General features: G+C 70.5%; 22 protein-coding genes and 1 pseudogene. 12 read left to right on the top strand and 11 right to left on the bottom strand.

Features of this window, described 5'->3' with window-relative positions; translation table 11 throughout:
* Positions 1-176 precede the first annotated feature (176 nt).
* Positions 177-3,413 carry an error-prone DNA polymerase gene (locus CCZ27_RS06235; RefSeq protein WP_096446533.1) on the bottom strand — a complete coding sequence of 1,079 codons (3,237 nt, stop codon included), beginning with the start codon at positions 3,411-3,413 and terminating at the stop codon, positions 177-179.
* Between the two features lie 243 nt (positions 3,414-3,656).
* Between CCZ27_RS06235 and CCZ27_RS06240 the strand changes: the two genes are divergently transcribed.
* A complete protein-coding gene (locus CCZ27_RS06240) occupies positions 3,657-4,913 on the top strand; it encodes a lipoprotein-releasing ABC transporter permease subunit (protein WP_096446535.1) in 1,257 nt (418 codons plus the stop codon).
* Positions 4,906-5,622 (top strand): lipoprotein-releasing ABC transporter ATP-binding protein LolD, encoded by a 717-nt coding sequence (lolD, locus tag CCZ27_RS06245; protein WP_096446537.1) that lies wholly within the window; start codon positions 4,906-4,908, stop codon positions 5,620-5,622. The genes CCZ27_RS06240 and lolD overlap by 8 nt, the downstream gene beginning before the upstream one ends.
* A 41-nt stretch (positions 5,623-5,663) precedes the next feature.
* Here the strand turns inward: lolD and CCZ27_RS06250 are convergent, their stop codons facing one another.
* A complete protein-coding gene (locus tag CCZ27_RS06250; RefSeq protein ID WP_096452259.1) occupies positions 5,664-6,230 on the bottom strand; it encodes a DUF2062 domain-containing protein in 567 nt (188 codons plus the stop codon).
* 90 nt (positions 6,231-6,320) lie between these two features.
* Between CCZ27_RS06250 and CCZ27_RS06255 the strand changes: the two genes are divergently transcribed.
* From CCZ27_RS06255 to CCZ27_RS06265, 3 genes and pseudogenes are all read left to right on the top strand, one after another.
* Positions 6,321-8,696, top strand: coding sequence for a DNA internalization-related competence protein ComEC/Rec2 (locus CCZ27_RS06255; protein ID WP_096446539.1), 2,376 nt, complete (start codon positions 6,321-6,323; stop codon positions 8,694-8,696).
* Between the two features lie 71 nt (positions 8,697-8,767).
* Positions 8,768-9,681 (top strand): annotated as a pseudogene (locus tag CCZ27_RS06260) (alpha/beta fold hydrolase).
* A gap of 9 nt (positions 9,682-9,690) precedes the next feature.
* Positions 9,691-10,401 (top strand): DUF599 domain-containing protein, encoded by a 711-nt coding sequence (locus CCZ27_RS06265; protein ID WP_096446541.1) that lies wholly within the window; start codon positions 9,691-9,693, stop codon positions 10,399-10,401.
* A gap of 30 nt (positions 10,402-10,431) precedes the next feature.
* Here CCZ27_RS06265 and rsgA read toward each other — a convergent pair whose 3' ends face one another.
* Positions 10,432-11,361 (bottom strand): ribosome small subunit-dependent GTPase A, encoded by a 930-nt coding sequence (gene rsgA, locus CCZ27_RS06270; protein WP_096446543.1) that lies wholly within the window; start codon positions 11,359-11,361, stop codon positions 10,432-10,434.
* The gene (locus CCZ27_RS06275) at positions 11,361-12,620 is read right to left on the bottom strand and encodes a M48 family metallopeptidase (protein ID WP_096446545.1); all 1,260 of its coding nucleotides are present in this window, start codon (positions 12,618-12,620) and stop codon (positions 11,361-11,363) included. Before CCZ27_RS06275 ends, rsgA begins: the two co-directional genes overlap by 1 nt.
* 179 nt (positions 12,621-12,799) lie before the next feature.
* Here CCZ27_RS06275 and orn point away from each other — a divergent pair, with 179 nt between their 5' ends.
* Positions 12,800-13,348: an oligoribonuclease gene (gene orn, locus CCZ27_RS06280; RefSeq protein ID WP_096446547.1), complete on the top strand. Its 549-nt coding sequence runs from the start codon at positions 12,800-12,802 to the stop codon at positions 13,346-13,348.
* Positions 13,349-13,369: 21 nt separating this feature from the next.
* On the opposite strand, the gene CCZ27_RS06285 is transcribed toward orn, so the two are convergent.
* Both CCZ27_RS06285 and rpmE read right to left on the bottom strand, forming a co-directional pair.
* Complete coding sequence (locus CCZ27_RS06285) at positions 13,370-15,016, bottom strand: ArnT family glycosyltransferase (RefSeq protein ID WP_096446549.1); 1,647 nt, start codon at positions 15,014-15,016, stop codon at positions 13,370-13,372.
* Positions 15,017-15,213: 197 nt separating this feature from the next.
* Entirely contained in the window at positions 15,214-15,432 is a 219-nt protein-coding gene (gene rpmE, locus CCZ27_RS06290; protein ID WP_096446551.1) for a 50S ribosomal protein L31, read from the bottom strand.
* A 164-nt stretch (positions 15,433-15,596) separates the two neighbouring features.
* Between rpmE and CCZ27_RS06295 the strand changes: the two genes are divergently transcribed.
* From CCZ27_RS06295 to CCZ27_RS06315, 5 genes are all read left to right on the top strand, one after another.
* Positions 15,597-16,601: a tRNA dihydrouridine synthase gene (locus tag CCZ27_RS06295; protein WP_198363278.1), complete on the top strand. Its 1,005-nt coding sequence runs from the start codon at positions 15,597-15,599 to the stop codon at positions 16,599-16,601.
* Positions 16,598-17,263: a tRNA (guanine(46)-N(7))-methyltransferase TrmB gene (trmB, locus tag CCZ27_RS06300; protein WP_096446553.1), complete on the top strand. Its 666-nt coding sequence runs from the start codon at positions 16,598-16,600 to the stop codon at positions 17,261-17,263. Before CCZ27_RS06295 ends, trmB begins: the two co-directional genes overlap by 4 nt.
* 68 nt (positions 17,264-17,331) lie before the next feature.
* Positions 17,332-18,108: a YecA/YgfB family protein gene (locus CCZ27_RS06305; RefSeq protein ID WP_096446555.1), complete on the top strand. Its 777-nt coding sequence runs from the start codon at positions 17,332-17,334 to the stop codon at positions 18,106-18,108.
* Positions 18,109-18,116: 8 nt separating this feature from the next.
* Positions 18,117-18,446: a YkgJ family cysteine cluster protein gene (locus CCZ27_RS06310; protein ID WP_232516581.1), complete on the top strand. Its 330-nt coding sequence runs from the start codon at positions 18,117-18,119 to the stop codon at positions 18,444-18,446.
* A gap of 84 nt (positions 18,447-18,530) precedes the next feature.
* Positions 18,531-18,902, top strand: a complete 372-nt coding sequence (locus CCZ27_RS06315; protein ID WP_096446557.1) for a YkgJ family cysteine cluster protein — start codon at positions 18,531-18,533, stop codon at positions 18,900-18,902.
* A gap of 4 nt (positions 18,903-18,906) precedes the next feature.
* Here the strand turns inward: CCZ27_RS06315 and CCZ27_RS06320 are convergent, their stop codons facing one another.
* Positions 18,907-19,803, bottom strand: a complete 897-nt coding sequence (locus CCZ27_RS06320; protein WP_096446559.1) for an ATP adenylyltransferase family protein — start codon at positions 19,801-19,803, stop codon at positions 18,907-18,909.
* Positions 19,804-19,897: 94 nt separating this feature from the next.
* Here CCZ27_RS06320 and CCZ27_RS06325 point away from each other — a divergent pair, with 94 nt between their 5' ends.
* Positions 19,898-20,119 carry an RNA-binding S4 domain-containing protein gene (locus tag CCZ27_RS06325; RefSeq protein WP_096446561.1) on the top strand — a complete coding sequence of 74 codons (222 nt, stop codon included), beginning with the start codon at positions 19,898-19,900 and terminating at the stop codon, positions 20,117-20,119.
* A 9-nt stretch (positions 20,120-20,128) separates the two neighbouring features.
* On the opposite strand, the gene gstA is transcribed toward CCZ27_RS06325, so the two are convergent.
* The 4 genes from gstA to CCZ27_RS06345 form a co-directional block, all read right to left on the bottom strand.
* The gene (gene gstA, locus CCZ27_RS06330; RefSeq protein ID WP_096446563.1) at positions 20,129-20,734 is read right to left on the bottom strand and encodes a glutathione transferase GstA; all 606 of its coding nucleotides are present in this window, start codon (positions 20,732-20,734) and stop codon (positions 20,129-20,131) included.
* Between the two features lie 102 nt (positions 20,735-20,836).
* A complete protein-coding gene (locus tag CCZ27_RS06335; protein WP_096452265.1) occupies positions 20,837-22,573 on the bottom strand; it encodes a potassium channel family protein in 1,737 nt (578 codons plus the stop codon).
* 34 nt (positions 22,574-22,607) lie between these two features.
* A complete protein-coding gene (locus CCZ27_RS06340) occupies positions 22,608-22,991 on the bottom strand; it encodes a DUF6394 family protein (RefSeq protein ID WP_096446565.1) in 384 nt (127 codons plus the stop codon).
* A gap of 117 nt (positions 22,992-23,108) precedes the next feature.
* Entirely contained in the window at positions 23,109-23,495 is a 387-nt protein-coding gene (locus tag CCZ27_RS06345; RefSeq protein ID WP_096446567.1) for a YchJ family protein, read from the bottom strand.
* Positions 23,496-23,511 lie beyond the last annotated feature (16 nt).

Raw genomic sequence — 23,511 nt, forward strand, 5'->3', positions numbered from 1 at the left:
GTGCGGCGGTGCCGTGCGGGCGCGGCCCCGGGGCTGGCGGCGAAAGCCCGATTATCGCGGAAACCGGTGCGGGGCGCGCCTGCGGTGCCCGGCGTGAGGGAAATCGTGAGGGAAATCGGCGGAGGATCGGCGCCCGCTTGGGGGATCGCCTGCCGTCCGGCGGCGCCGCGGCGGGTTCAGTGGAAGTCCCGGCTGCGGGTGTCGAGTTCGCCGAGCAGGGCGGAGTGGTCCACCGCGCGGCTGGCCTGCAGATGCACCACGCCGCTCCGGCGGCTGACCTGGCCGTAGATGCCGAGCAGCCTGGCGCCGAGCAGGATGCGGCGTTGGCGCTCGAGCAGTTCGGGGCGGACGATGACGTTGATCAGCCCGGTCTCGTCTTCCAGCGTGATGAACATCGCGCCCTTGGCGGTGCCGGGGCGCTGGCGGCAGGTCACCAGTCCGGCGCTGCGCACCAGCATGCGGTCGGGCGCGGAGGCGACCTCGGCCGCCGACAGGAAGCGCAGCACGGCGAGTTCGGCGCGCAGCAGGGCGAGCGGATGGCGGCCGAGGGTGAAGCCGAGCCGGGCGTAGTCGGCGCGCAGGTCTTCGGCCTCCGTGGGGGGCTGGAGCGCGGCGGGCACGTCGGCGCCAGGCGCATCGGCCAGCAGGCCCGGCAGCGGCGTGCCGCCGGCGGCCTGCCACAGCGCCTGGCGGCGGTGGCCGGCGATGCTGGCGAGCGCGCCGGCGGTGGCGAGAGCGTGCAGCGCGCCGGCATCGAGCGCGGCCCGCACGGCGAGTTCCTCGACGCCGGCGAAGCGGCCGCCGGCCCTTGCCGCCCGGCCGGCCGCGGAACCGCCGGTGCGGGCGGCGACGATACGCCCGGCCGCATCAGCGGGCAGCCCGCGCACCATGCGCAGGCCCAGCCGCACCGCCGGTCCGGCCGACGCCTCGATCGCTTCCAGCGTGCACTCCCGCTCGCTGGCGTTGACGTCGGGCGCGCGGATCTCGACGCCGTGGCGGCGCGCGTCCTGGATCAGTTGCGAGGGCGAGTAGAAACCCATCGGCTGGCTGTTCAGCAGGCCGCACAGGAAGGCGGCGGGCTCGAAGCGCTTCAGCCACGCCGACGCATACACCAGCAGGGCGAAGCTGGCGGCGTGGGATTCCGGGAAGCCGTAGCTGCCGAAGCCTTCGACCTGGCGGCACAGGCGCTCGGCGAAATCGGCGTCGTAGCCGTTGGCGGCCATGCCGCTCAGCAGCTTGTCGCGGTAACGCTCGAGTTCGCCCTTGCGCCGCCAGGCGCCCATCGCGCGGCGCAGCCGGTCGGCTTCGCCGCCGGTGAAATCGGCCGCCACCACCGCGAGCTGCATCACCTGTTCCTGGAAGATGGGCACGCCCATGGTGCGGGCCAGCACCTCGCGGATCTCCGGGCGCAGGCCGGCGAGCGGGTCTTCGCCGCGCCTGGCGCGGGCGCGCGCCTCGAGATAGGGATGCACCATGCCGCCCTGGATGGGACCGGGACGCACGATGGCGACCTCCACCACCAGATCGTAGAAACGCTCCGGCCTGAGCCGCGGCAGCATGGTGAGCTGCGCGCGCGACTCGACCTGGAACAGCCCGATCGCATCGGCGCGCGACAGCATCTCGTACACGGCGGGCTCCTCGCGCGGGATGTTCGCCAGCGTCAGTTCCCGCCCGCGCCAGGCCGAGGCCAGGGCCATGCTGCGGCGCAGCGCCGACAGCATTCCCAGCGCGAGCACGTCGACCTTCAGCAGGCCGACGGTGTCGAGGTCGTCCTTGTCCCACTGGATCACGGTGCGTTCGGCCATCGCCGCGTTCTCCACCGGTACCAGTTCGTCGAGCCGGCCGCGGGCGATGACGAAGCCGCCGACGTGCTGCGACAGGTGGCGCGGAAAACCGATCAGTTCCTCGACGAGGGCGGCGAGGTGGCGCACCACCGGGCTTTGCGGGTCCACGCCCGCATCCCGCAGCCGCTCGGGCAGGATCTGGCGGCCGTCGAACCAGAAATGGTCGCGCGTCAGGCGTTCGATCTGCGCTTCGCCCAGGCCCAGCGCGCGGCCGACGTCGCGCAGCGCGCTGCGGGCGCGGTAGGTGATCACGGTGGCGGCCAGCGCGGCGCGTTCGCGGCCATATTTGCGGTAGATGTACTGGATGACTTCCTCGCGCCGGTCGTGCTCGAAATCGACGTCGATGTCGGGCGGCTCGTTGCGTTCACGCGAGATGAAGCGTTCGACCAGCATGATGCCCAGCGCGGGATCGACCTCGGTGACGCCCAGCGCCCAGCACACCGCGGAATTCGCCGCCGAGCCGCGCCCCTGGCACAGGATGCCGGCGCTGCGGGCAAAGCGCACGACGTCGTGCACGGTGAGGAAGTAAGCCTCGTAACCCAGCTCGGCGATCAGCGCCAGTTCGTGCTCGATCCGGCCGCGGACGGCGGGCGGCACCGGGTCGGACGGCGGCGGCGTCCGGCCGGCGTCCGGCTCCGGCACGTCCGACCCCGGCACGTCGGGCACGGCTTCGTGCCGCAGGAAACGCCAGCGCAGCCCGTCCTCGACCAGCCGGCGCAGCCAGGAGGTGGCCGTCTCGCCGGGCGGGACCAGTTCTTCCGGGTATTCGTAGCGCAGTTCGTCCAGGCTGAAGCGGCAGCGCGCGGCCACCGCCAGGGTTTCCGCCAGCAATGCCGGCGGGTAGCGCCGCGCCAGCGCATCGCGGTCGTGCAGCCGGCGTTCGGCGTTCGGCGCCAGTTGCAGTCCGGCTTCGGCCACGCTGCAATGCAGCCGCGTGGCGGTGAGCACGTCGGCGAGCGGGCGGCGGGCGGCGTCGTGCATCAGTGCGCCGGTGGCGGCCACCGCCGGCAGGCCGGCGGCGCGCGCGAGGCGGCGCAGGGCGGTGATGCGGGCGCGGTCCCGGCCGTCGAAGCCGACCGACACCGCCAGCCAGGCGCGGCCGGGAAAGAGCCCGGCCAGCCAGCGGGCGTCGGCGGGCAGGGCGGTGGCGTCCGGCAGGCCGGGCGGCGGTACCAGCAGCGCCAAGCAGTCCCGCAGGCCGGCCGGGGCGATGCGCCCGAACGCCTCGCGCGCCAAGTGGTATTCGCCCTTTGCCGCGGCACGCCGCGCGGTGGTGATCAGCCGCGACAACTGGCCGTAGCCCGCGCGGCAGGTGGCCAGCAGCACCACGCAGGGCCCGCCGGCGAGGTGGATCTCGCTGCCGACGATCAGCTTCGGCGCGGCACCGGGCGGCAGATCCTGCAATGCGCGATGGGCGCGCACCACGCCGGCGAGCGAGCATTCGTCGGTGATCGCCAGCGCGGCGTAGCCGTACCCGGCTGCCCGCGCGACGAGTTCTTCGGGGTGCGAAGCGCCGCGCTGGAAGCTGAAGTTCGTCAGGCAATGGAGTTCGGCGTAGGGGGGAAGCATGTTGAAAACTGTATTTAAATACAGTCATCGAAGTCAACAGCGGCCCTCTGATGCCAGGGGGAGCCGGCCGCCACGGGCCTGCCGCATTCCGGCCGCCGCGGCGGCGGCAGGGGCATCCGTGCCCTCTCTGCCGTGCCGCTGCCCATCGCCGCTTACACACTCATTTGTCGTCGGGCTCCCCAGCGGCCGTCATCCCCGGCACAATGCCGGCCTCGCCATCTCCGGCCCGTCCCCGATCGATCGATGCGTTACGAATTTCTCGTCGGCCTGCGCTATACCCGCTCACGCAAGCGGGCGCAGGGCCGCAACCGCTTCATCTCCTTCATCTCCCTGGTGTCGATGCTGGGCATCGCGCTCGGCGTCGCGGCGCTGATCGTGGTGCTGTCGGTGATGAACGGCTTCCAGGAGGAACTGCGCACCCGCATCCTCGGCGTGGCCTCGCACGTGCAGATCCAGGGGATCGGCACCGGGCTGGCGTCCTGGCAGCAGGTGGCCGACGAAGCGGTGCGGCATCCGTCGGTGAAGGCGGCGGCGCCCTATGTGCAGGAGCAGGGCATGCTGTCCTTCGACGAGGCGGTGCGCGGCACCATGGTGCGCGGCGTGATCCCCTCCGAGGAGGACAAGGTGGCCGATTTCGCCCAGCACATGAAGGCGGGCGCGTTCGAGGCGCTGCAGCCGGGCCGCTTCGGCATCGTGCTGGGGCGCGACCTGGCGCTGGCGCTGCGCGTCACGCCGGGCGACAAGGTCACGCTGATCGCGCCGCAGGGCCTGGTGACGCCGGCGGCGGTGCTGCCCCGCGTCAAGCAGTTCGAGGTGGTTGGCGTGTTCGAGGCCGGCATGTACGAATACGACTCGGGCCTCGCCCTGATCCACCTCGCCGATGCCCAGGCGCTGTACCGCATGGGCGAGGAGGTGAGCGGGGTGCGGCTCAAGCTCGACGACCTGTTCGCCGCGCCGCGGGTGGCGCGCGAACTGGCCGCCACGCTGACGGAACCGGGCCTCGTCGTTGCCGACTGGACGCGCAGCCACGCCAATTTCTTCCGCGCGGTGGCGCTGGAGAAAACGATGATGACGCTGATCCTGTTCCTGATCGTCGCGGTGGCCGCCTTCAACATCGTGTCCACGCTGGTGATGGCGGTGCAGGAAAAGTATGCCGACATCGCCATCCTGCGCACGCTGGGCGCCAGCCCGGCATCGATCATGGCGGTGTTCGTGCTGCAGGGCACGATCATCGGCCTCGTCGGCCTGGCCGGCGGCGTGGCCGGCGGCTTGCTGATCGCGCACAACCTGGACGTGGTGATCCCCGTGCTCGAGACGATCACCGGCATGACGCTGTGGAACAAGGAGATCTACTACATCGACGAGCTGCCGTCCAAGGTCCTGTGGAGCGACGTCGTCAGCATCGTGTCGGTGTCCTTCGCGCTCACCCTGCTGGCGGCGCTGTACCCCAGTTGGCGGGCATCGAAGGTGAATCCGGCGGAGGCGCTGCGCTATGAGTGAGAACGTGATCGGAACCGCGAGGAACGATGCCGCGGGCGGCGGGCCGGTGCTGGCCTGCGAGCGGCTGGAAAAGCGCTTTCGCGAAGGCGCGGATGCGGTGCAGGTGCTGGCCGGCGTGAGCTTGGCGGTGGCGCGCGGCGAACGGCTGGCCATCGTCGGCGCCTCGGGCTCGGGCAAGAGCACGCTGCTGCACCTGCTGGGCGGCCTGGATGCGCCGAGTGCCGGCGCCGTGCGGCTGATGGGCAGGGATTTCTCCACGCTGTCCGAGGCTGAGCGCGGACGCCTGCGCAATGCGGCGCTGGGCTTCGTCTATCAGTTCCACCACCTGCTGCCCGAATTCACCGCGCTGGAAAACGTCGCCATGCCGCTCTACATCCGCCGCATGGCGCGGGCCGAGGCCGACGAGCAGGCCGCGGCGATGCTGCGCGAGGTCGGCCTAGGGCACCGGCTCGACCACACCCCGGGCGAACTGTCCGGCGGCGAACGCCAGCGTGCCGCGGTCGCGCGGGCGCTGGTCACGCAGCCGGCCTGCGTGCTCGCCGACGAGCCCACCGGCAACCTGGACCGCCGCACCGCCGAGGCGGTGTTCGACCTCATGCTGTCGCTCAACGAGCGCCTGGCGACGAGCTTCGTCATCGTGACCCACGACGAGGGGCTGGCGCGGCGCGCCCAGCGCATGCTGCGGCTGGAGGACGGCCGGCTCGCCTGAGCCGCAGCCGGGCCGGGCCGGGCGGGCAGGGGCGCCCGCCATCAGGCGCCGTTTGCCGGATTCCGCGCCGCCGCATGCCGGGCCCGGCGGCTGCGCCAGTGGCGGATCAGCCACCAGCGCCAGCACGCCTTCACGCCCAGGTAGCCCGCCAGCGACAGGATGGCCGCCAGCAGCACGAGCCCGAGCGCGAGCGGCTTGCCCAGGCCCGCCATCCAGCCGATCAGCCCGGACACCCAGCCCCCCAGATCCATGCCTGCCATCTCCGGCGGCGGGGTGAAGTGCGTGGTCCCGTTGCCCATCACCCAGTTGCCCAGCTCGAAGGCGACGACGTAGAGGGGGACGATGGTGATCGGGTTCGTGTACAGCGTGCATAGCAGCGCGAGCGGCAGGTTCACCCGCAGCACGACGCAGCAGATCGCCGCCCCCAGCATCTGCAGCGGACCGGGGATCAGCCCGCAGAACAGTCCCACCGCCACCGCGCCCGCGGCCGAATGCCGGTTCAGGTGCCACAGGCGCGGATGCAGCAGCGTGCCGGCGAAGGGGCGCAGCCAGCGGTTGTCGCGGATGGCATCGTGATCGGGAAGGAGCTGCTTGAGGCGTTTGCGCATGGTCGGGAGCGGCGGCGGTTCCGGCAGCATGGCACATGCGGGAACGCGGGGCTTGCCGCCAGGGGATTGACGTTGGCATCATTGGATGCCATGCGAATCTTGATCGTCCTGTTCGGTATCGGGGTCTGGCTCTTCCAGCAGCAGGCCGACCTGCCGGTGCCCGCCTGGCGCATCTACGGCTGGTGTGGGTGGACCGTGGCGCTGCCGGCCTTGTTCCGGCTCGCGCATCGCCCGGTGCAGGCAGGGGATGGCGGCGTCCGCCGGCTCGCGCTCGCCGCGGCCGCCGGCTGCATGGCGCTGTGCGCCGGATTCCTGTGGTCGGCGCAGCGCGCCGAATGGCGGCTCACCGACGCCCTGCCGATGGTGCTCGAAGGCGTGGACATCGCGCTCACCGGGCGTGTCGACGAGTTGCCGCAGCAACTGGCCGACGGTGTGCGCTTCGCATTCGTGCCGGACGCCGGCGCGGAGGGCGTTCCACGGCGGATACTGCTGTCGTGGTATCGGCTGCGGGACGACGAGGCGCCACCCGACGTCGCGGCGGGCGAACGCTGGCGTTTCGTCGTGCGCCTGAAGCGCCCCCACGGCTTCGTCAATCCGGCCGGTTTCGACTACGAGGCATGGCTGCTCGAGCGCGGCCTGAGGGCGAGCGGCTACGTGCGCGGCGACGCCGGCAGGCTCGATTCCGGAGCGGCGTCCTTCATGCACCGGGTGCATCGGGCACGCGCCGCGATCCGCGACCGCTTCCTCGCCGTGCTCGGCGACGCGCCCTATGCCGGCGTGCTGGTCGCGCTGGTGGTCGGCGACCAGCGGGCGATTCCGGCCGGGCAGTGGGAGGTCTTCCGCCGCACCGGCATCTCGCACCTGGTCGCCATCTCCGGCATGCACATCTCGCTTGCCGGACTGCTTGGCGCGGCTCTGGCCGGCGCCTTGTGGCGCCGCGTGCCGGCCCTCGTCCTGCGCCTGCCGGCGAGAAAGGCGGCGGCCGTGGCCGCGATCGCCGCGGCGACCGGCTACGCGCTGCTCGCCGGCATGGGGATTCCGGTGCTGCGCGCGCTGATCATGCTGTGCGTCGTGGGGCTGGCGCTCCTGCTCGGGCGTTCGCCGTCGCCGTCCCGGGTGCTGCTCCTCGCCCTGGCCGGCGTGCTGATCGCCGATCCGTGGGCCGTCCTCGCCGCGGGCTTCTGGCTGTCCTTCGCCGCCGTCGGCGTCATCCTGCTGGTGCTGGGCGCCCGCCACGGCGTGCGCGGGCGGGGGGATGGCTGGCGTGCGGCGGTGAAGACGCAGATCGCGATCACCCTGGCAACCGTGCCCCTGCTGATCGCGCTGTTCCAGTCCTTCTCCGTCGTCTCGCCGCTGGCCAATGCGCTGGCGATTCCGGTGGTGAGCTTCCTCGTCACGCCGCTCGCGTTCCTGGCCGCGCTGCTGCCGTTCGAGTGGCCGCTGCAACTGGCCCATGCCTCGTTCTCGGTGCTGATGCAGCCGGTGGAGTGGTTGTCGGCGACGCCGCTGGCGCTCTGGCGGCAGGCGGCGGCACCGGCCTGGCTGCTGCTGGCGGGGGCCGCCGCCGCGGCGGTGGTGCTGCTGCCGCGCGCCACGCCGGTCCGTGCGCCGGCGGGCGTGGTGCTCGCCGCGCTGCTGCTGTGGCAGCCCGGACGGCCGGCGCCCGGCGACTTCGCCGCGACCGTGCTCGACGTCGGCCAGGGGCTGGCCGTCCATGTGCAGACGGCGACGCATTCGCTTCTGTACGATGCCGGTCCGCCTTACGGCGACGAGGCGGATGCGGGCGAGCGCGTGATCCTGCCCTTTCTGGCCGCCAGCGGCGTCGCGCGGCTCGACCGCCTCGTGCTGTCGCACGACGATGCGGACCACGTGGGCGGTGCGCGCAGCGTGCTGGAGGGGGTCGAGGTGGGCGCCATGCTTGCCTCGGGGGACGATGCTGCGGGCTTCCGGCACGACACCGTGGCGCCCGGCGGCGGGCGCCTGGCCTGCGGCGCCGGGCAGCGCTGGGAGTGGGATGGCGTGCGCTTCGAGGTGCTGCATCCGTGGCCCGGGGGGAGGCCCGCGCGCCGCAACAACGACCTGTCGTGCGTGGTCAAGGTGACGGCCGGCGGCGGCTCCCTGCTGCTGGTGGGCGATCTCGAGGCGCCCGGCGAGGCGGCGATGATCGCGCGCCACGGCGTGGATGCGCTGGCGAGTTCGGTCGTCGTCGTCGGCCATCACGGCAGCCGCTCGTCGTCCTCGCCCGCCTTCGTCGATGCCGTCATGCCCGAGGCCGCGATCCACTCCGCAGGCTACCGCAACCGCTTCGGCCATCCCCATCCGGCGGTATGGGCGCGCTGGGCCGGGGCCGGCGCGCGCAACTGGCGCACCGACAGCCAGGGGGCGATCGGCATCCGCGTGACGGCGGCCGGCATCGACGTCGCCGCCGCGCGGGAGCAGCGTCCGCGCTACTGGCACGGCCGCTGAAGGGCGGCCTCCGCGCCGCGGTGCGCAATGCTAGACTCGAACCGACCTTTGCCCTTCGGGAGATGCCCGCCATGAGCCTCATTTCCGACATCCGCCAGGCTTTCGAGCCCGAACGCCCCCGCCATGCATTGCGCGAGCGCAGCGTGCAGTGCATCGGTCCTCACGGACTGCATCGCGTGGCCTATGTGGAATGGGGCGACCGCGACAATCCGCGCGTGGTGGTCTGCGCGCATGGGCTGACGCGCAACGGCCGCGACTTCGACGACCTGGCACGCGCACTGGCGGACGACTTCCGCGTCATCTGCCCGGACGTGGTCGGCCGCGGGCGCAGCGACTGGCTGGGCGTGAAGACCGACTACGGCTTTCCGGTCTATGTACCGGACATGGTCACGCTGATCGCGCGCCTGGACGTCGAGACGGTGTCTTGGGTCGGGACCTCGATGGGCGGCATGATCGGGATGTTCATCGCCAGCCAGCCCCACGGCCCGATCACCCGCCTGGTGCTCAACGACGTCGGGCCGGTCATCACCGCGGTGTCGCTGCAGCGCATCGGCGACTACGTGGGCAGGGCGCCGGTGTTCCCGTCCATGGAGGCGGCCGAGACCTACATCCGCGAGGTGAGCGCACCCTTCGGCACGCTCACCGATGCGCAGTGGCGGCATCTCACCCAGTATTCGGTCAGGCCGGTCCACGGCGAGTCGGGCGTCGGCTTCACGATGGTGTACGACCCCGCCATCGGCGATGTCTTCCGCACGACGCCGGTCCAGGAGGATGTCGACCTGTGGGCGGTATACGAACGCATCGCCTGCCCGACCCTGGTCCTGAGGGGGTGGAATCCGATCTGCTGGAGCATGCCACCCTCGAGCAGATGGCGGTGCGCGGGCCGCGTGCGCAGACGGTGGAATTCCCCGGCGTGGGCCACGCGCCGATGCTGATGGATGCGGAGCAGATTGCGGTGGTGCGCGACTTCCTGCTCGCCGGCTGAGCCTCGCCCATGCCGTCCGGCCTTTTCTCCGTCGTCAGCTATGCCGACGCGATGGCGCTGGCGTGGTTCCTGGTCGTCTGGATCGGCTACGGCTGGCTGTCGGAGCACAGCCCCTGGGCTCGCCACGGGCTGGCCGACGTGGGCGACAGGCATCGCCTCGCCTGGGGATGGCAGATGCTGCGCCGCGAGGTGCGCATACCGGACGCCGCGCTGGTGGGCAACCTGATGCAGAGCGTGTCGTTCTACGCCAACACCACCATCTACATCATCGCCGGCGTGCTGGCGCTGCTGGGCACGCTGGACCAGGTGATCAGCTTCACCGAGGATCTGCCGTTCGCGCGCGAGACTTCGCGCGCGCTGTGGGAGATGAAGCTGGCGCTGCTGTTCTGCGTGTTCGTGTTCGCCTATTTCAAGTTCACCTGGGCCCTGCGGCAGTTCAATCTGCTTTCCATCCTGATCGGCAGCACGCCGGTGATGAAGGAGGAAAACGAGAGCTACGATCCGCGCCTGGCCGAGATCGCCGCACGCCGCCTGGGCAGGGTGAATTCGCTGGCGGGCGACGAGTTCAACCGCGGCATACGCGCCTATTACTTCGGGCTCGCCGCGGTGGCGTGGTTCGTGCAGCCGTGGATCTTCATGGCGATGACGACCGTGATCGCCGTCGTGCTGTACCGCCGCGACTTCACCTCGGCGCTGCTGATCGCGCTGCGCGACGAATGAGGCGCCGCGTGCGCCGCTGCGCGACGCCGCCTACCAGCCGGGGTTGAGCCGTTTCGCTTCCGCGATCTCGGTGCGGATGGTGCGGAAGTGCTCGAACCGCCGCGCGTTGATCGCACCCGATCCGAGTGCGGCCAGCAGGGCGCAGCCCGGCTCGGCTTCGTGCCGGCAGTCGCGGAAGCGGCATTGGCCGAGCAGGGGGCGGAACTCGACGAAGCTCTCCGCCAGCGCCTCGGCGGTCAGGTGGGCGAGGCCGAAAGCCTGCAGGCCGGGGCTGTCGATCAGCCAGCCGTCGCGTTGCAGGTCGGTGCCGAACGGGTACAGCCGGGCGAAGGTGGTGGTGTGCTTGCCGGTATCGAGCGCCGTCGAGATCTCGCGCGTCGCAGCGTTGGCCTCGGGAATCAGCGCATTGGTCAGCGTCGACTTGCCCATCCCCGACTGGCCGACGAGGATGGCATGCGTGCCGGCGAGCCGCGCCCGCAACGCCTCCGCGCCCGCCAGCGCCGACAGTTCGATCACTTCGTAGCCGAGCGTGCTGAAGGGCGAGAGCTGCGCGCGCGCGGCATCGAGGCGGTCGCCCAGGTCCGCCTTGTTGAGCACGATCAGCGGGGTGATGTCCTGGCTTTCGGCGGCGGCGATGCAGCGCGAGATCAGCAGGTCCGAGAATCCGGGCTCGGTGGCGACGACGATCGCGACGTGGCTCAGGTTGGCGGCGATCAGCTTTTCGCGGAAGGCATCCGAACGCCACAATAGGCTGCGGCGCGGCCGCAGTTGCTCGATGACCCCCTGGCCGTCGCCGCTGGGCAGCAGTTCCACCTCGTCGCCGCATGCGAACGTGTTCTTCTTGCCCCGCGTGGTGCATTGCAGCCGGCCGGCGGGGGTGGCTACTTCGTAGTGGCGGCCGAATGCGGCGACGATCAGCCCGTGGAGCCGCGCTGCATCCCTGCGTTGCCGCTGCGCCATCAGGCCATGGCCTGCAGCCGGGCGACGCGCAGCGCCGCCGGCGGATGGGAGTCGAAGAAGCGCGAATACACCGGATCGGGCGTCAGCGTGGAAGCGTTGTCGCGATACAGCTTGACCAGCGCGGCGACGAGGTCGGACGCGCGCGTCTGCCGCGCCGCATAGGCGTCGGCCTCGTATTCGTGTACGCGCGACCAGTGGCTGGCGACGGGCGACAGCATGAAGGTGAACGCCGGCAGCACGAGGAAGAACAGCGCCAGCGCGGTGGCCGTGTCGGCGGCGCGGGCGCCGAGCCCGGAGAAGAACCATTCCTGCTGCATCAGCCAGCCGAGCAGGGCCAGCAGGGCCAGCGTCGCCGGCGCCAGCAGCGCCATGCGCTTGAGGATGTGGCGGTGGCGGAAGTGCCCCAGTTCGTGCGCGAGCACGGCTTCGACTTCCTCGGGGCTCAGCTTGTCGAGCAGGGTGTCGAAGAAGACGATGCGCTTGGCGGCGCCGAAGCCGGTGAAATAGGCGTTGCCATGCGCGGAGCGGCGCGAGCCGTCCATCACGAACAGCCCCTTGGACTGGAAGCCGCAGCGGGCGAGCAGCGCCTCGACGCGGGATTTCAGGGCCTCGTCGGCGAGCGGCGTGAACTTGTTGAACAGCGGGGCGATGAAAGTCGGCCACACCAGCATGACCAGCACGTTGAAGGCCAGCCAGAAGGCCCAGACCCACAGCCACCACAGATCGCCCATCGCCTTCATCAGCCACAGCACCAGCGCGATCAGCGGCAGGCCGATCACCGCGCCGAGCGCCGCTTCCTTGAGCGTGTCGGCGACGAAGAGCCCCGGCGTCATGCGGTTGAAGCCGAAGCGTTTTTCGATGACGAAGGTGCGATAGAGCACCGCCGGCAGATCGACGATCCAGCCGATCACGCTGAGCGTGGCGAGCAGGGCCACGCCGTGGGCGATCCCGCTCGCCTCCAGCAGCCCCGACCACGCCGAATGCAGGATCTGCAGGCCACCGCCCAGCGTCAGCGCCAGCACCAGCAGCGCGCCGACGACGGTGGCGACCACCCCCAGGCGCATGCGCGCGAGCGTGTAGTCCGCCGCGCGCTGGTGGGCCTGCAGGCTGATCGCGCCGGCGAAGGCTGCGGGAACCTCCCCGCGGTGCGCGCCGACGTGGCGGATCTGGCGCCGCATCAGCGCGGTCTTGACCGCCACGCTGGAAAGCAGCATGGCGAGGAAGAGGCTGGTCAGCAGGTTGGCGTCGTCGGCGGGCATGGCGGATCGGGTGATGTGGGACGATGAAGCGGGGCGGTTCGCGGCATCGGGAGAGGGCTCGAATTCCCGCGCCGCATCGCCGTCGCGATGTGTGACACAATCGCGCCCGGCAAGTTTTCATCGCCGGGCTTTCGCCGCGAAAGCCCTCACCCGCAGGCATTGCAAAGAAGCGCGAGATTATGGCACAGGACCCGAAACACCTGATATGGCTGGACATGGAGATGACCGGCCTGGAACCGGATCGCGACCGCATCATCGAGATCGCCGTCGTCATCACCAGCGAGCAGCTCGAGCCCGTCGCCGAGGCGCCGGTCATCGTCGTGCATCAGCCCGATACGGTGCTCGATGCGATGGACGACTGGAACAAGAACACGCACGGCAAGTCGGGCCTCATCGACCGCGTGCGCGCGTCGGAGGTGGGCGAGGCGCAGGCCGAGGCGCGGATGCTCGCCTTCCTGCAGCAGTGGGTGCCCGCCCGCACCTCGCCGATGTGCGGCAACTCGGTGTGCCAGGACCGGCGCTTCCTCGCCCGCTACATGCCGCAGTTCGAAGCCTGGTTCCACTACCGGAACCTGGACGTGTCGACGCTGAAGGAACTCGCCAAGCGCTGGCGTCCGGAAGTCTATGGCGGCGTATCGAAGAAGGGCGCGCATACCGCGCTGTCCGACATCCACGAATCCATCGCCGAACTGCGGCATTACCGCGACCACTTCCTGCGCCTGCAGTGAGGGCCGGCGCCCGCCCGGGCATCAGGCGGGGCTGCGCTTGTAGAGCCTGAAGGTTTCCAGTTGCTTGCCGCCGCCACGGCGGTAGTCCCAGATCAGGCGCCATTCGGGCGCGAGTTCGGGGGTGTCGACGCGGCGGTTGTCATGCACGAGCAGCAGCGAGCAGGGCGTGGCATCGGCATGCACCTGCACCGTGCGGATGCCGGCGAAGTAGTCGAGCGAGCTGCGCAGCGCAGCCGGCAGCCCGGTCGTGGCGATGCAATCCACCACCTCCCCGGCCACCGCCTGCTCGAGCGACTTCATGACGGGGCGGTAGCTGCGGCCGTGGTCGAACCACGGCATCAGCAGGGTGACGGCCAGGCACCACAGCATGGTCATGCCCATCGCCCAGGTCGACGGGCTGCGCGACGGCGTGCGCGGCAGCCGCCAGACGAGCAGCAGCCACAATCCGCTGATCAGCAGGCCGGCAGCCAGTCGCATCGCGCCGCCGTGGAGTATGAAGTCCGGCGCCACGCGGCCGATGTGGCGCGCCAGGCCGGGCGGCCAGGCGTAGGCTTGTGCCGTCCAGGCCAGCCATACCAGCACGCCGAACACGCCGAAAGTCATCAGGCCGAACCAGTCGAACGCATTGGCGGCGCCGCGCCTGAGCGTGGGCACGCCGCCCGCCGCGAGCAGCGCCAGCGCCGGCAGCAGGGGCAGGGCGGCGACCTGCGAGAGTTCGCCGTCCACCAGCAGCCACGCCAGGGAGATCATCGCCGACAACAGCGGCAGCAGCAGCGGCAGGGCGTCGAGATCGCGGCGTCCGCGCCACAGCGTCCAGAGCGCGATCGGCCACAACGGCCAGGTGAACCAGCCCAGCAGTTCGATCAGCCGGAGGATCTCCTGCATGCCCAGCGGGCCGGAAGAGATGTCCCGCCAGCTCGCGTGCAGCCACAGCGTGAAGGCGTCGGGCTGCTGCAGCAGGACGGCGAGCGGCCACAGGGCGCCCAGGCTCAGCGCAATCGACAGTCCGAGCAGCAGGCCGCCGCTGGCGTGGGGCGTGCGGCAGTCGCGGCTGAGCGTCATCACCAGCGGGAACAGCGGCATCGTCAGCAGCGCGGCCGGCAGGCCGCCGGCGAGGACGGCAAGGGCGCTGCCCAGGCCCGCGGTGACGCTGCCGGCGACCGGCTCCTGCGGCACGCGGGCGAGGCCGCGCAGCGTGAGTGCGAGCATGGCGGCCACGGCGATCATCGGCTGCGTTTCGTGTGCGTGCAGCACGAGGCCCAGCGAGCCCAGCGTCAGCATGGCGGCCGGCGTTCGCGCGGGGCGGCCGTACAGGGCTTCGGCGGCGCGCGCGATGCAATAGACGGCGACGGCGGTGAAGATGGCCGATGCCAGCCGCGCCCCGTCGTGGGGTGTCAGCAGCGGCGTCGTGATCCACGCGGTCAGCGCCGCGAGCCAGTAGTAGAGCGGGGGAAATTCGGCGAACAGCTCGCCGGCCAACTGCGGGAAGAGCAGGCCCTCGCCTCGCAGCATGGACCAGACCGGGCCGAAATACCGCGCATCGTCCCCGCGCCAGGGATCATGGCCGGTGAGGCCGACGATCAGGTACAGGCCGACCAGCAGCGTGATGCCCAGGGTGCCGTAGATTCTGCGTTGCAGCAGGGAGGTCGGTCGCGGTTCACTGATCATGCGGGAATGGGCTTGGGAATTCCGTCGCGCGGACGGCAAAGGCCAGATTCTACGGCCTGCGGGCCGGCACGATGCGGATGGCACGCGCGCCGGCGGTTCGGGCGCACACCGGTGCGGCCACGGCGCAACAAAAAAGGCAGCCGAGGCTGCCTTTCCTGCGAGGGCACCCGGGGGTGCCGCGTTCGATGCCGGGCGGATCAGCCCAGGCGCTGAACGTTGCCGTACTTCTGGCGGAAGCGCTCGACGCGGCCGGCGGTGTCGACGATCTTCTGCTTGCCGGTGTAGAAGGGGTGGCAGGCGGCGCACACTTCGACGTGCAGTGCCGGCTTGGTGATCGTGGAGCGCGTGACGAAGACGTTGCCGCACGAGCAGGTCACGTTCACGTCGTTGTACTTGGGATGGATGTCCGCTTTCATGGCTGTTTCCTGGCGCAAGCGGGCGGCGGATGTGACCGCCCTGATTTGAAGAGTCCGCAATTATCCGCGCACTGTTTGAACAAGGCAAGCCCTGCGCCGCTGCAACTCGACTACAATCGCGCGCTTTCGGACACGGCCCGGTTCGCGGGCGGGGGAAATCGACGGTGCATCTGCTGCTGGCGCCGATGGAGGGACTGCTGGACGACGTGCTGCGCGCGGTGATCACACCCTGCGGCGGTTACGACTATGCGGTCACCGAGTTCGCGCGCGTGTCCGGTACCCTGCTGCCGGAGCGCTTCTTCCGCCGCATCGCGCCCGAACTCGCCAACGGCAGCCGCACCGCGGGCGGCACGCCGGTGCGGGTGCAACTGCTCGGTTCCGATCCCGCCTGCATGGCCGACAACGCGGCGCAACTGGCGCGCCTGGCGCCGTCGGGCATCGATCTGAACTTCGGCTGCCCGGCGCCGACGGTCAACCGCCATCGCGGCGGCGCGGTGCTGCTCGACGAGCCGGAACTGGTGCATGCGATCGCGCATGCCGTCTGCCGCGCCACGCCGGCCGGCGTGCCGGTGACGGCGAAGATGCGGCTGGGGGTGCGCGACGCCGGGCGTGCGATCGAATGCGCGCAGGCGCTGGCCGACGGTGGCGCGGCCATGCTGGTGGTGCATGCCCGCACCAAGGACGAAGGCTATCGCCCGCCGGCCCATTGGCAGTGGGTGGGGCGCATCGCCGAGGCGGTGAGGGTGCCGGTGGTGGCCAATGGCGAAGTGTGGGACGCCGGGGACTGGCGGCGCTGCCGCGCCGAGTCCGGCGTCGGCGACGTCATGCTCGGCCGCGGCGCGGTCGCCGACCCGTTCCTCGCCCGCCGCCTGCGCGCCGGACGGCTCGAGACACCGGATGCCGCGGCGCGCGCGCTGGAATGGGAGGAACTGCGCGGCATGCTCGGCGAGTTCCGCGAGCGCGTGCTGCGCAAGGTGGTGCCGCGCCATGCGCCGGGCCGCATCAAGCAGTGGCTGAATCTGCTACGCCGCAATTTCGCGCAGGCGGAGCATCTTTTCCAGCAGATCCGCGGTCTGGGAACGATGCCCGACATCGATCGCGCGTTTGCCGCCGCCGGCGTCCGCGTCGCATCGGCGGGCGCGGATGCGATGCTGCGGAGGAGCGCGTGAGCTACGCGAATTCGCGCATCCCCGACAGCGCCCAGCAGGGCGTGCACGAGAATCTGGCGCGCGTCGTCGCCCGGCATCTGGCCGAACCCTTCCGCAAGCCCTACGCCGACTACAACCGCGCCGCCTTCGACGCCAGCCTCGCGCGCTGGGACGGTCGCGCGCCGCTGATCCTCGATGCCGGCTGCGGCGTCGGCCACAGCACGATCCAGATCGCGCGGGGCAATCCGGACCACTGGGTGATCGGCGTCGATCAGTCGCAGGACCGCCTGCAGCGGCGCAAGCCCTATCCCGAGGCCCTGCTGCCGGGCAACATGGTCTTCGTGCGCGCCGACCTGGTGGACTACTGGCGCCTGCTCGACGAGGCCGGGCTGCGTCTGGCGCGGCATTACGTGCTCTATCCGAATCCCTGGCCCAAGATCGGGCATCTCGCGCGCCGCTGGCATGCGCATCCGGTGTTTCCGTGGCTGCCGCGGCTGGGCGGGCGCCTCGAATGCCGGAGCAATTGGCGCGTCTATATTGAAGAAATGGCGTTTGCACTGACGCTGGCGCTGGGCCGCGAGGTGCCGTGGGAGGCATTCGAAGCACCGGCGCCGCTGACGCCGTTCGAGCGCAAGTACCGCGATTCCGGGCAGACCCTGTATCGCCTCGTGGCGGATCTCTAGACATTGAAATATTGCTTGCTCCGGCGCGGCCGATCGGCCACGCTGCACCCAATTTCCGGAGATCGAACATGAGCGAAACCACTGCCCCGGGCCATCCCGCAGAAAATCCCTACCTGATGAGCGACGAAGCCTTCGAGGCGCTGGAGGAGATCCTCACCTCGGACATCGTGCCCGAAGACTGCATGGACCTCGAGATGCTGGACGGCTTCCTGGCCGGCGTGCTGCTGTCGCCGCGGGTCATCCCGGTGGAGCGCTGGCTGCCGGCGGTGTGGTCGGCGCACGAGGACGACGTCGGCTTCGGCTCGGGCAGCGGCGTGCAGCGGGCGATCCGGCTGGTGCTGTCCTATTACAACGAGATGGCGACGACCCTCGGCCTGGACGAGGAAGAAGAAGCCTGCTGGGAGCCGTTCTGCTTCGCGATTGCCGATGGCGACACGCTCAGGCTCGGCGAAGAGTGGATCGAGGGCTTCGCCCATGGCCTGGAACTGTGGCCGCAGGACTGGGAACAGGGCCTGTCGGAAGACACCATCGAAGCAGTGCAGTCCACGCTCGACGAGGTGCTGGCGCCCTGGCGGCCGGGCGGCGACGGCGAGGACGACGAGGTTCCGTCCCTGGCCGATGGCGATGTGGACGACGAGACCCGCCTCGGCTGGCTGGCCGAGGTCGGCGAGGGCGTCAACGACATCTTCGCCCACTGGCGCGACATCGGCCTTCCCCCCCCCCAACCGCTGGAGATCGAGTTGCCGCCGCAGGCGGCGGCCGGGACGGAGCCCGGCCGCAACGATCCCTGCTCCTGCGGCAGCGGCAAGAAGTACAAGAAATGCTGCGGAGCCGACAAGGACTGACGCCATCGGTGCACGAGGATCACTGCACCCGCTGCGGCGCCTGCTGCGCCGCCTACAGGGTCGATTTCCACCGGGCCGAGCTTGCGTCGTGCGAGGCCGGCGGCGTGCCCGATGCGATGGCGGTGCAGGTCACCGCGATGCTGCGCCGCATGCGGGGCACGGACGAGGCGCCGCCGCGCTGTGCTGCGCTCGAGGGCGAGATCGGCCGCTCGGTGCGGTGCTCCATCTATTCCAGCCGTCCCTCGCCCTGCCGCGACTTCGCCCCCTATGCCGCGCTGGGGATCGGGGACGACGCCTGCCGCCGGGCGCGGCTGCGGCATGGCCTGCCGCCGTTGTGACGCGCCTGCCCGCCGCGGAAGCGAAGCCGGCCGCGCGGACCACCCGAACCGAATCCTGAATACCGAAAGACGTCGGACCCGAACATGGACGAGTACACGTTCAATCCCTGCCTGAGCTGCGGCATCTGCTGCACCCATTTCCGCATTGCGTTCTACTGGGCCGAGGCCGACGACGCGCCGGGCGGCTTCGTGCCAGCGGCGATGACCGAGAAACTGACGCACCACATGCGCTGCATGAAAGGCAGCAACGACCTGCCGCGGCGCTGCTCGGCGCTGTCGGGCAAGGTGGGCGAGCGGGTGGCGTGCACCATCTACGAGAACAGGCCGACGCCGTGCCGCGAGTTCCCGGCGTATTTCGACGACGGTACGCCGAATCCGAAGTGCGACGAACTGCGTGCCAGCATCGGCCTGCCGCCGCTGCCGTGGCATCCGGGGACGCTGCCGGCGGCGGCGTGAGCGTTCAGGCGGGCAGGCCGACCGCGGCGAGCACCGCCAGCGGGCCGGCGCTACGCAGTTCCTCGATCTGCTCGGGCGTGCGGGCGAACAGCGAGCCGGCGTAGCCGAGCGAATTGACCGACACGTGCCGCCACTTCTCGCGGCGGCGGGGCACGACGAGCAGCCAGTCACGGGTCACGAGCAGGTTGTAGGGCGCCATCGGTTCGCTCGGCGCCGGCATGTCCATGGCCCGCCAGGCGGACGAAAAAGCCTGGTGGAGCATGTCGCCGGCCTCTCCGGCGTGCTGCCACCCGCGGCCGTCCAGCGCCACGAAGGCATGCAGCCAGGGCAGTGCGGCGTTGGCGACCGGCGATCCCTGCGGCGCGGGCGGCAACCCCGCGGCGAGGCCGCCGGGCGCGTCGAGCCGTGGCGGGCTGCCGTCGTCCTGCACGTGCGGCACCCACTGCAGGTGCTTGTGAGGCTGGCTCGCGCCGGCCTCGGTGCCGCCGTTGTAGAAGCCGAGGCCGCCGTGGGGGCCGACGACCTGGGCCAGGGCGGCGAAGTCGGCGCAGGTCAGCGGCGCCGACTGCGATTCCCACGCACGGGTGACGATCAGCAGATGGTGGTCGATGACCGGGAACTTGTTCAGCACGACCAGGTGCGCGTCGCCCAGCGCGCCCACCGTCAGCTCCGGTTCGGGCGGCAGGAAGGGGTTGAAGTCGGGGTTGCGCCGGCTGACGGTGGCGACCCGGGCCTGGTCCTTCAGCGCGAGCGAGGACACCCAGCGCACCGCGAAGCGCAGGCCGCGCTCTTCGATCGTCGTGTGGTTGGTGCGGATCGGCAGCAGTGCGCCGGATTTCAGCGCATTGCGCGTGGTGATGGCGCTGCGGTCGAGCAAGGTGCTGCTGGGCGGGCTGGTCATCGGAGCGGCAGGCGAAGGACAATTCACGGATTCTGACACGGCGCCGGCTCGCGTACGGCGTCCGCAGGCATCCGCTCTTTACGGGAGAAACATCATGCGCATCACCTTCGCCGTGCGCGGCGACCATATCCAGCTCGATCAACTGCTGAAGGCGGCCAACCTCGTCACCTCGGGCGGCGCCGCCCATCTGGCGGTCGAGGCCGGACAGGTGGAGGTGGACGGCAGGCCGGAGCAGCGCAAGCGGGCGAAGCTCCGGCCCGGCCAGACGGTCAGCTTCGACGGCCGGCAGATCGTGCTGGTGGCCGCCGGGGGCTGACCGCGGCACTCACTTCAGCAGGCCCTCGGCGCGCAGGGCGGCCTGCACGGTAGGGCGCGCGCCGATGCGTTGCGAGTAGGCTTGCAGTTCGGGCCACGGCGACAGGTCGAACTTCACGAAGGCGGTCCAGCTCAGCACGGTGAAGAGGTAGGCGTCGGCGACGCTGAACGCGTCTCCCATCAGGAAGGGGCGCGTCGCCAGATGCCGGGCGACGAAGTCGAAGCGCCGGTTGATGTTCTCCAGCGCGGCATTGCGCCATTCCTCCCCCGCGCCGCGGAACAGCGGGGTGAACGACTTGTGCAGCTCGGTGGAGATCATGTTGAGCCATTCCTGCAGCCGCGCGCGTTCCAGCGTGCCGGGCGTCGGTGCCAGGCCGGCGGCCGGATGGAGGTCGGCCAGGTACTGGATGATCGCGGGCCCTTCGGTCAACAGTTCGCCGTTGTCGAGTTCCAGCGCCGGAACGTAGCCCTTGGGATTGATCGCGAGATAGTCGCTGCCGTCCTCGGTCTTCTTGGCCTTGAGGTCCACGCGCACGAGCGCGAAATCCGCGCCCGCTTCGCGCAGGACGATGTGGGGGGACAGCGAGCAGGCGCCGGGGCTGTAGTAAAGCTTCATGCAGAGGTCTCCTCGGGTGGTTGGCAGAGTGACCGGCCCGGCGGCCGGGCCCGGTCGGAGGGATGCGTCCATGCCTGCGGCACGGCGGCGATCCACGCCGCATCATGGCAGATTCGGGCGCGGCGCGGCTTTCCTCGATCCGGCCATCCTTTCCCAGATCCAGCCGCCAGGCAGGTCGGTACCGGCGAGCACGTAGTTGAGGGTGTGCTCGTTGGCGATGGTGAGGGCGAAGCCGTTGCGGCTGCCGGGCTTGCCGGCGAGGAGGATCTCGTCTCCCGCCCTCAGCGCCGTGTCGGCGTCCGGCGCCATGCGGTGGTCGTCGGCATCGCGATCGAGGTACAGGACCTCGCATTCGAGCCGCTCGGCGCGATCCTGCGGCGAGCGCAGCAGCATGGCCAGCGTGACGGTCTCGCCGCGCATCAGGCGCCGGTACAGGGCCGGCGCCGTGGCGAGGTTGATGCGCACGCTCCACACCTCGGGCACGTCCCAGCCGAGGCGGTCCGTCAGGTGCTCGAACAGCCCGGTGCACCACGCCGGATCGGTGCGCCGCAGCATGTTCAGGAAGGGCACCAGGAGCGGAGTGCTGAGGATGGCCAGGCATTCGTGGCCGATGATCTCGCTCGGCACCACGGTGGTGTCCGCGTCGTAGGCTTCGAACAGTGCGCGGTTCGCGTAGTGGTTCTGGCGCAGGATGACGAACAGCGAGTCGTTGAGTTCGCGCGCGGCCACCGCGATCGACAGGTTGTCGATGTCGGAGCGCGTCGCCGCGATGATGCCCACGGCGGCCAGCACGCCCGCCTGGTGCAATGCGTCGGGGCTCGTGCCCTCGCCGTGGACCCAGCGGTGTTCGAGATCGTCCGGAAGGTCGCGGTCGATGATGGTGACCGGCACCGCCTCGGCATCCATCGCGCTCACCATCTGCTGGCCGAAACGGCCGTGGCCGCACAGTATCCAGTGGCCGCGCGGCGGGTTGCGGTAGCGCTCGACGGTGGTGCCGGGCAGGCCGGTGAGCCAGTGGGTGAGCTGCCAGGCGGCCGGGGCATGCAGCGCGAGCGCAAGCGTTTCGGCGAATTCCTGGAAGGGGTTGATCACGTGGCGCGTGCCGAATGCCGTCATCGTCGCAGCCGTCTCGGCGCGCTGCGCGCGGCACAGCACCGGAATCTTGGGCGCCAGCAGCCGCGCGGAGATGGCGACGGCCAGATTGCTCTCGTCGTCGTTGGTCAGCGCGATCACGCCCACGCATTGCGGATGGGTGAGCCCGGCGAACTTGAGGGTCTCGGGATTGCGCACGTCCGCGGCGATGGCCGGCACGTCGGCGACATAGCCCTGCAGTTCGATCTCGCCGACCCTGGATTCGTCCAGTTCGATGACCACCGCGCGGTGGCGCAGCCGGTCGAGCGCATCGCACACCAGCCGCCCGGTTTCTCCGTAGCCGCAGACGAGGTAGAAGGGTTCGCGCAACCGGCGCACCGAGCGCGAGAAGCGCTGGATGGCGAAAGCCTGCTGCAGGTTGCGATCGGACAGCAGCGAGAACAGGCTGCCCAGCGTGTAGGCCCAGCCGATCACCGACAGGTAGATGGAGATCATCACCCACAGGCGCTGCTGGTCCGAGAAGGCGTAGGGAATCTCGCCGAAACCGATGGTGGTGGCGGTGTAGCTGATGAAATAGAAGGCGTGGAAGATGCTCAGGTGCTGGACCTTGCCGTCGGCGTCCACGCCGGGGGCCAGCGTCAGCCCCAGCACCGAGATCGCCATGATGACGATCAGCAGGATCAGCGGCATGCGCATGCGCCGCAGGACGAGGAAGAAGATGCTCTGATGGCGCGGTAGCGGAGTCATCGTCGAGCCGTCGCCCAAGCGTGCGACGCGGTGCTCAGCGGCGCTGCATGATGGTCTCGGCGATCAGGATGATCACCGAAACGACGTTGGCGAACAGCGCGCCGCCGGACAGCGAGACGACGCGCGAGACCATCTCCGCCGTGACGCCGTCGGGCGAGACGTGGGCGGCGTAGCCCCACACCATCGCCGCCGCGAACAACTGCAGGTCGGCCACCAGGCTGGTCGAAAGATGGACTGCGCCGATCTGCGTCCGGTCGCCGAACTTGAGCACCGTCGCCACCAGGCTGACGACGAGCGCGGCGAACAACTCGTAGACGTCGTGGTGGCTGGGGTTGTCGATCTCGCCGACGAAGAAGCCGAAGTTCAGCGTCGCGGCCAGTACGATGAAGAAACCGAAGACGACCTTTTCGAGGTTCATGTTGTTCTCGTCCCGCTGGGTGTCCGATGTGGCTCCACGCGCAATCGATTATAGGCTCGGCGATCCCGCGCCGGCAGGACGCCGGTTCGCCGGCCGGCGCCGCCCGTGGCGCGGGACTCAGTCGTGGATGTCGCCGTCGACGTAGTACCAGCGTCCGTCTTCGCGCACGAAGCGGCTCGTTTCGTGCAGGCGCCGGGCGCGTCCGCCGACGCGGCAGCGGGCGACGAATTCCACCTCGGCGTGGTCGGCGTCCACGTTCCGATGGCACCGGATCTCGAGGCCGATCCACTTCGGGCGGGGTTCATCGCCGGGGTCCAGGTCGGCCGGGCGGGTGCTTGCATGCCATGACGCGAGCAGCCAGCGCGCGTCGCCCAGGGCGAAGGCGGTGTAGCGCGAGCGCATGAGCGCCTCTGCACTGGCCGCCGGCTTGGTGCCGGCCAGGACCGGCTGGCAGCACACGGCGAGCGGCTTGCCGGAACCGCATGGGCAGGGTGGGGTCTTCATGTCGGGTGCGTTGCGG

The sequence above is a fragment of the Thauera sp. K11 genome, from assembly GCF_002354895.1.
Taxonomy (GTDB): Bacteria; Pseudomonadota; Gammaproteobacteria; order Burkholderiales; family Rhodocyclaceae; genus Thauera; species Thauera sinica.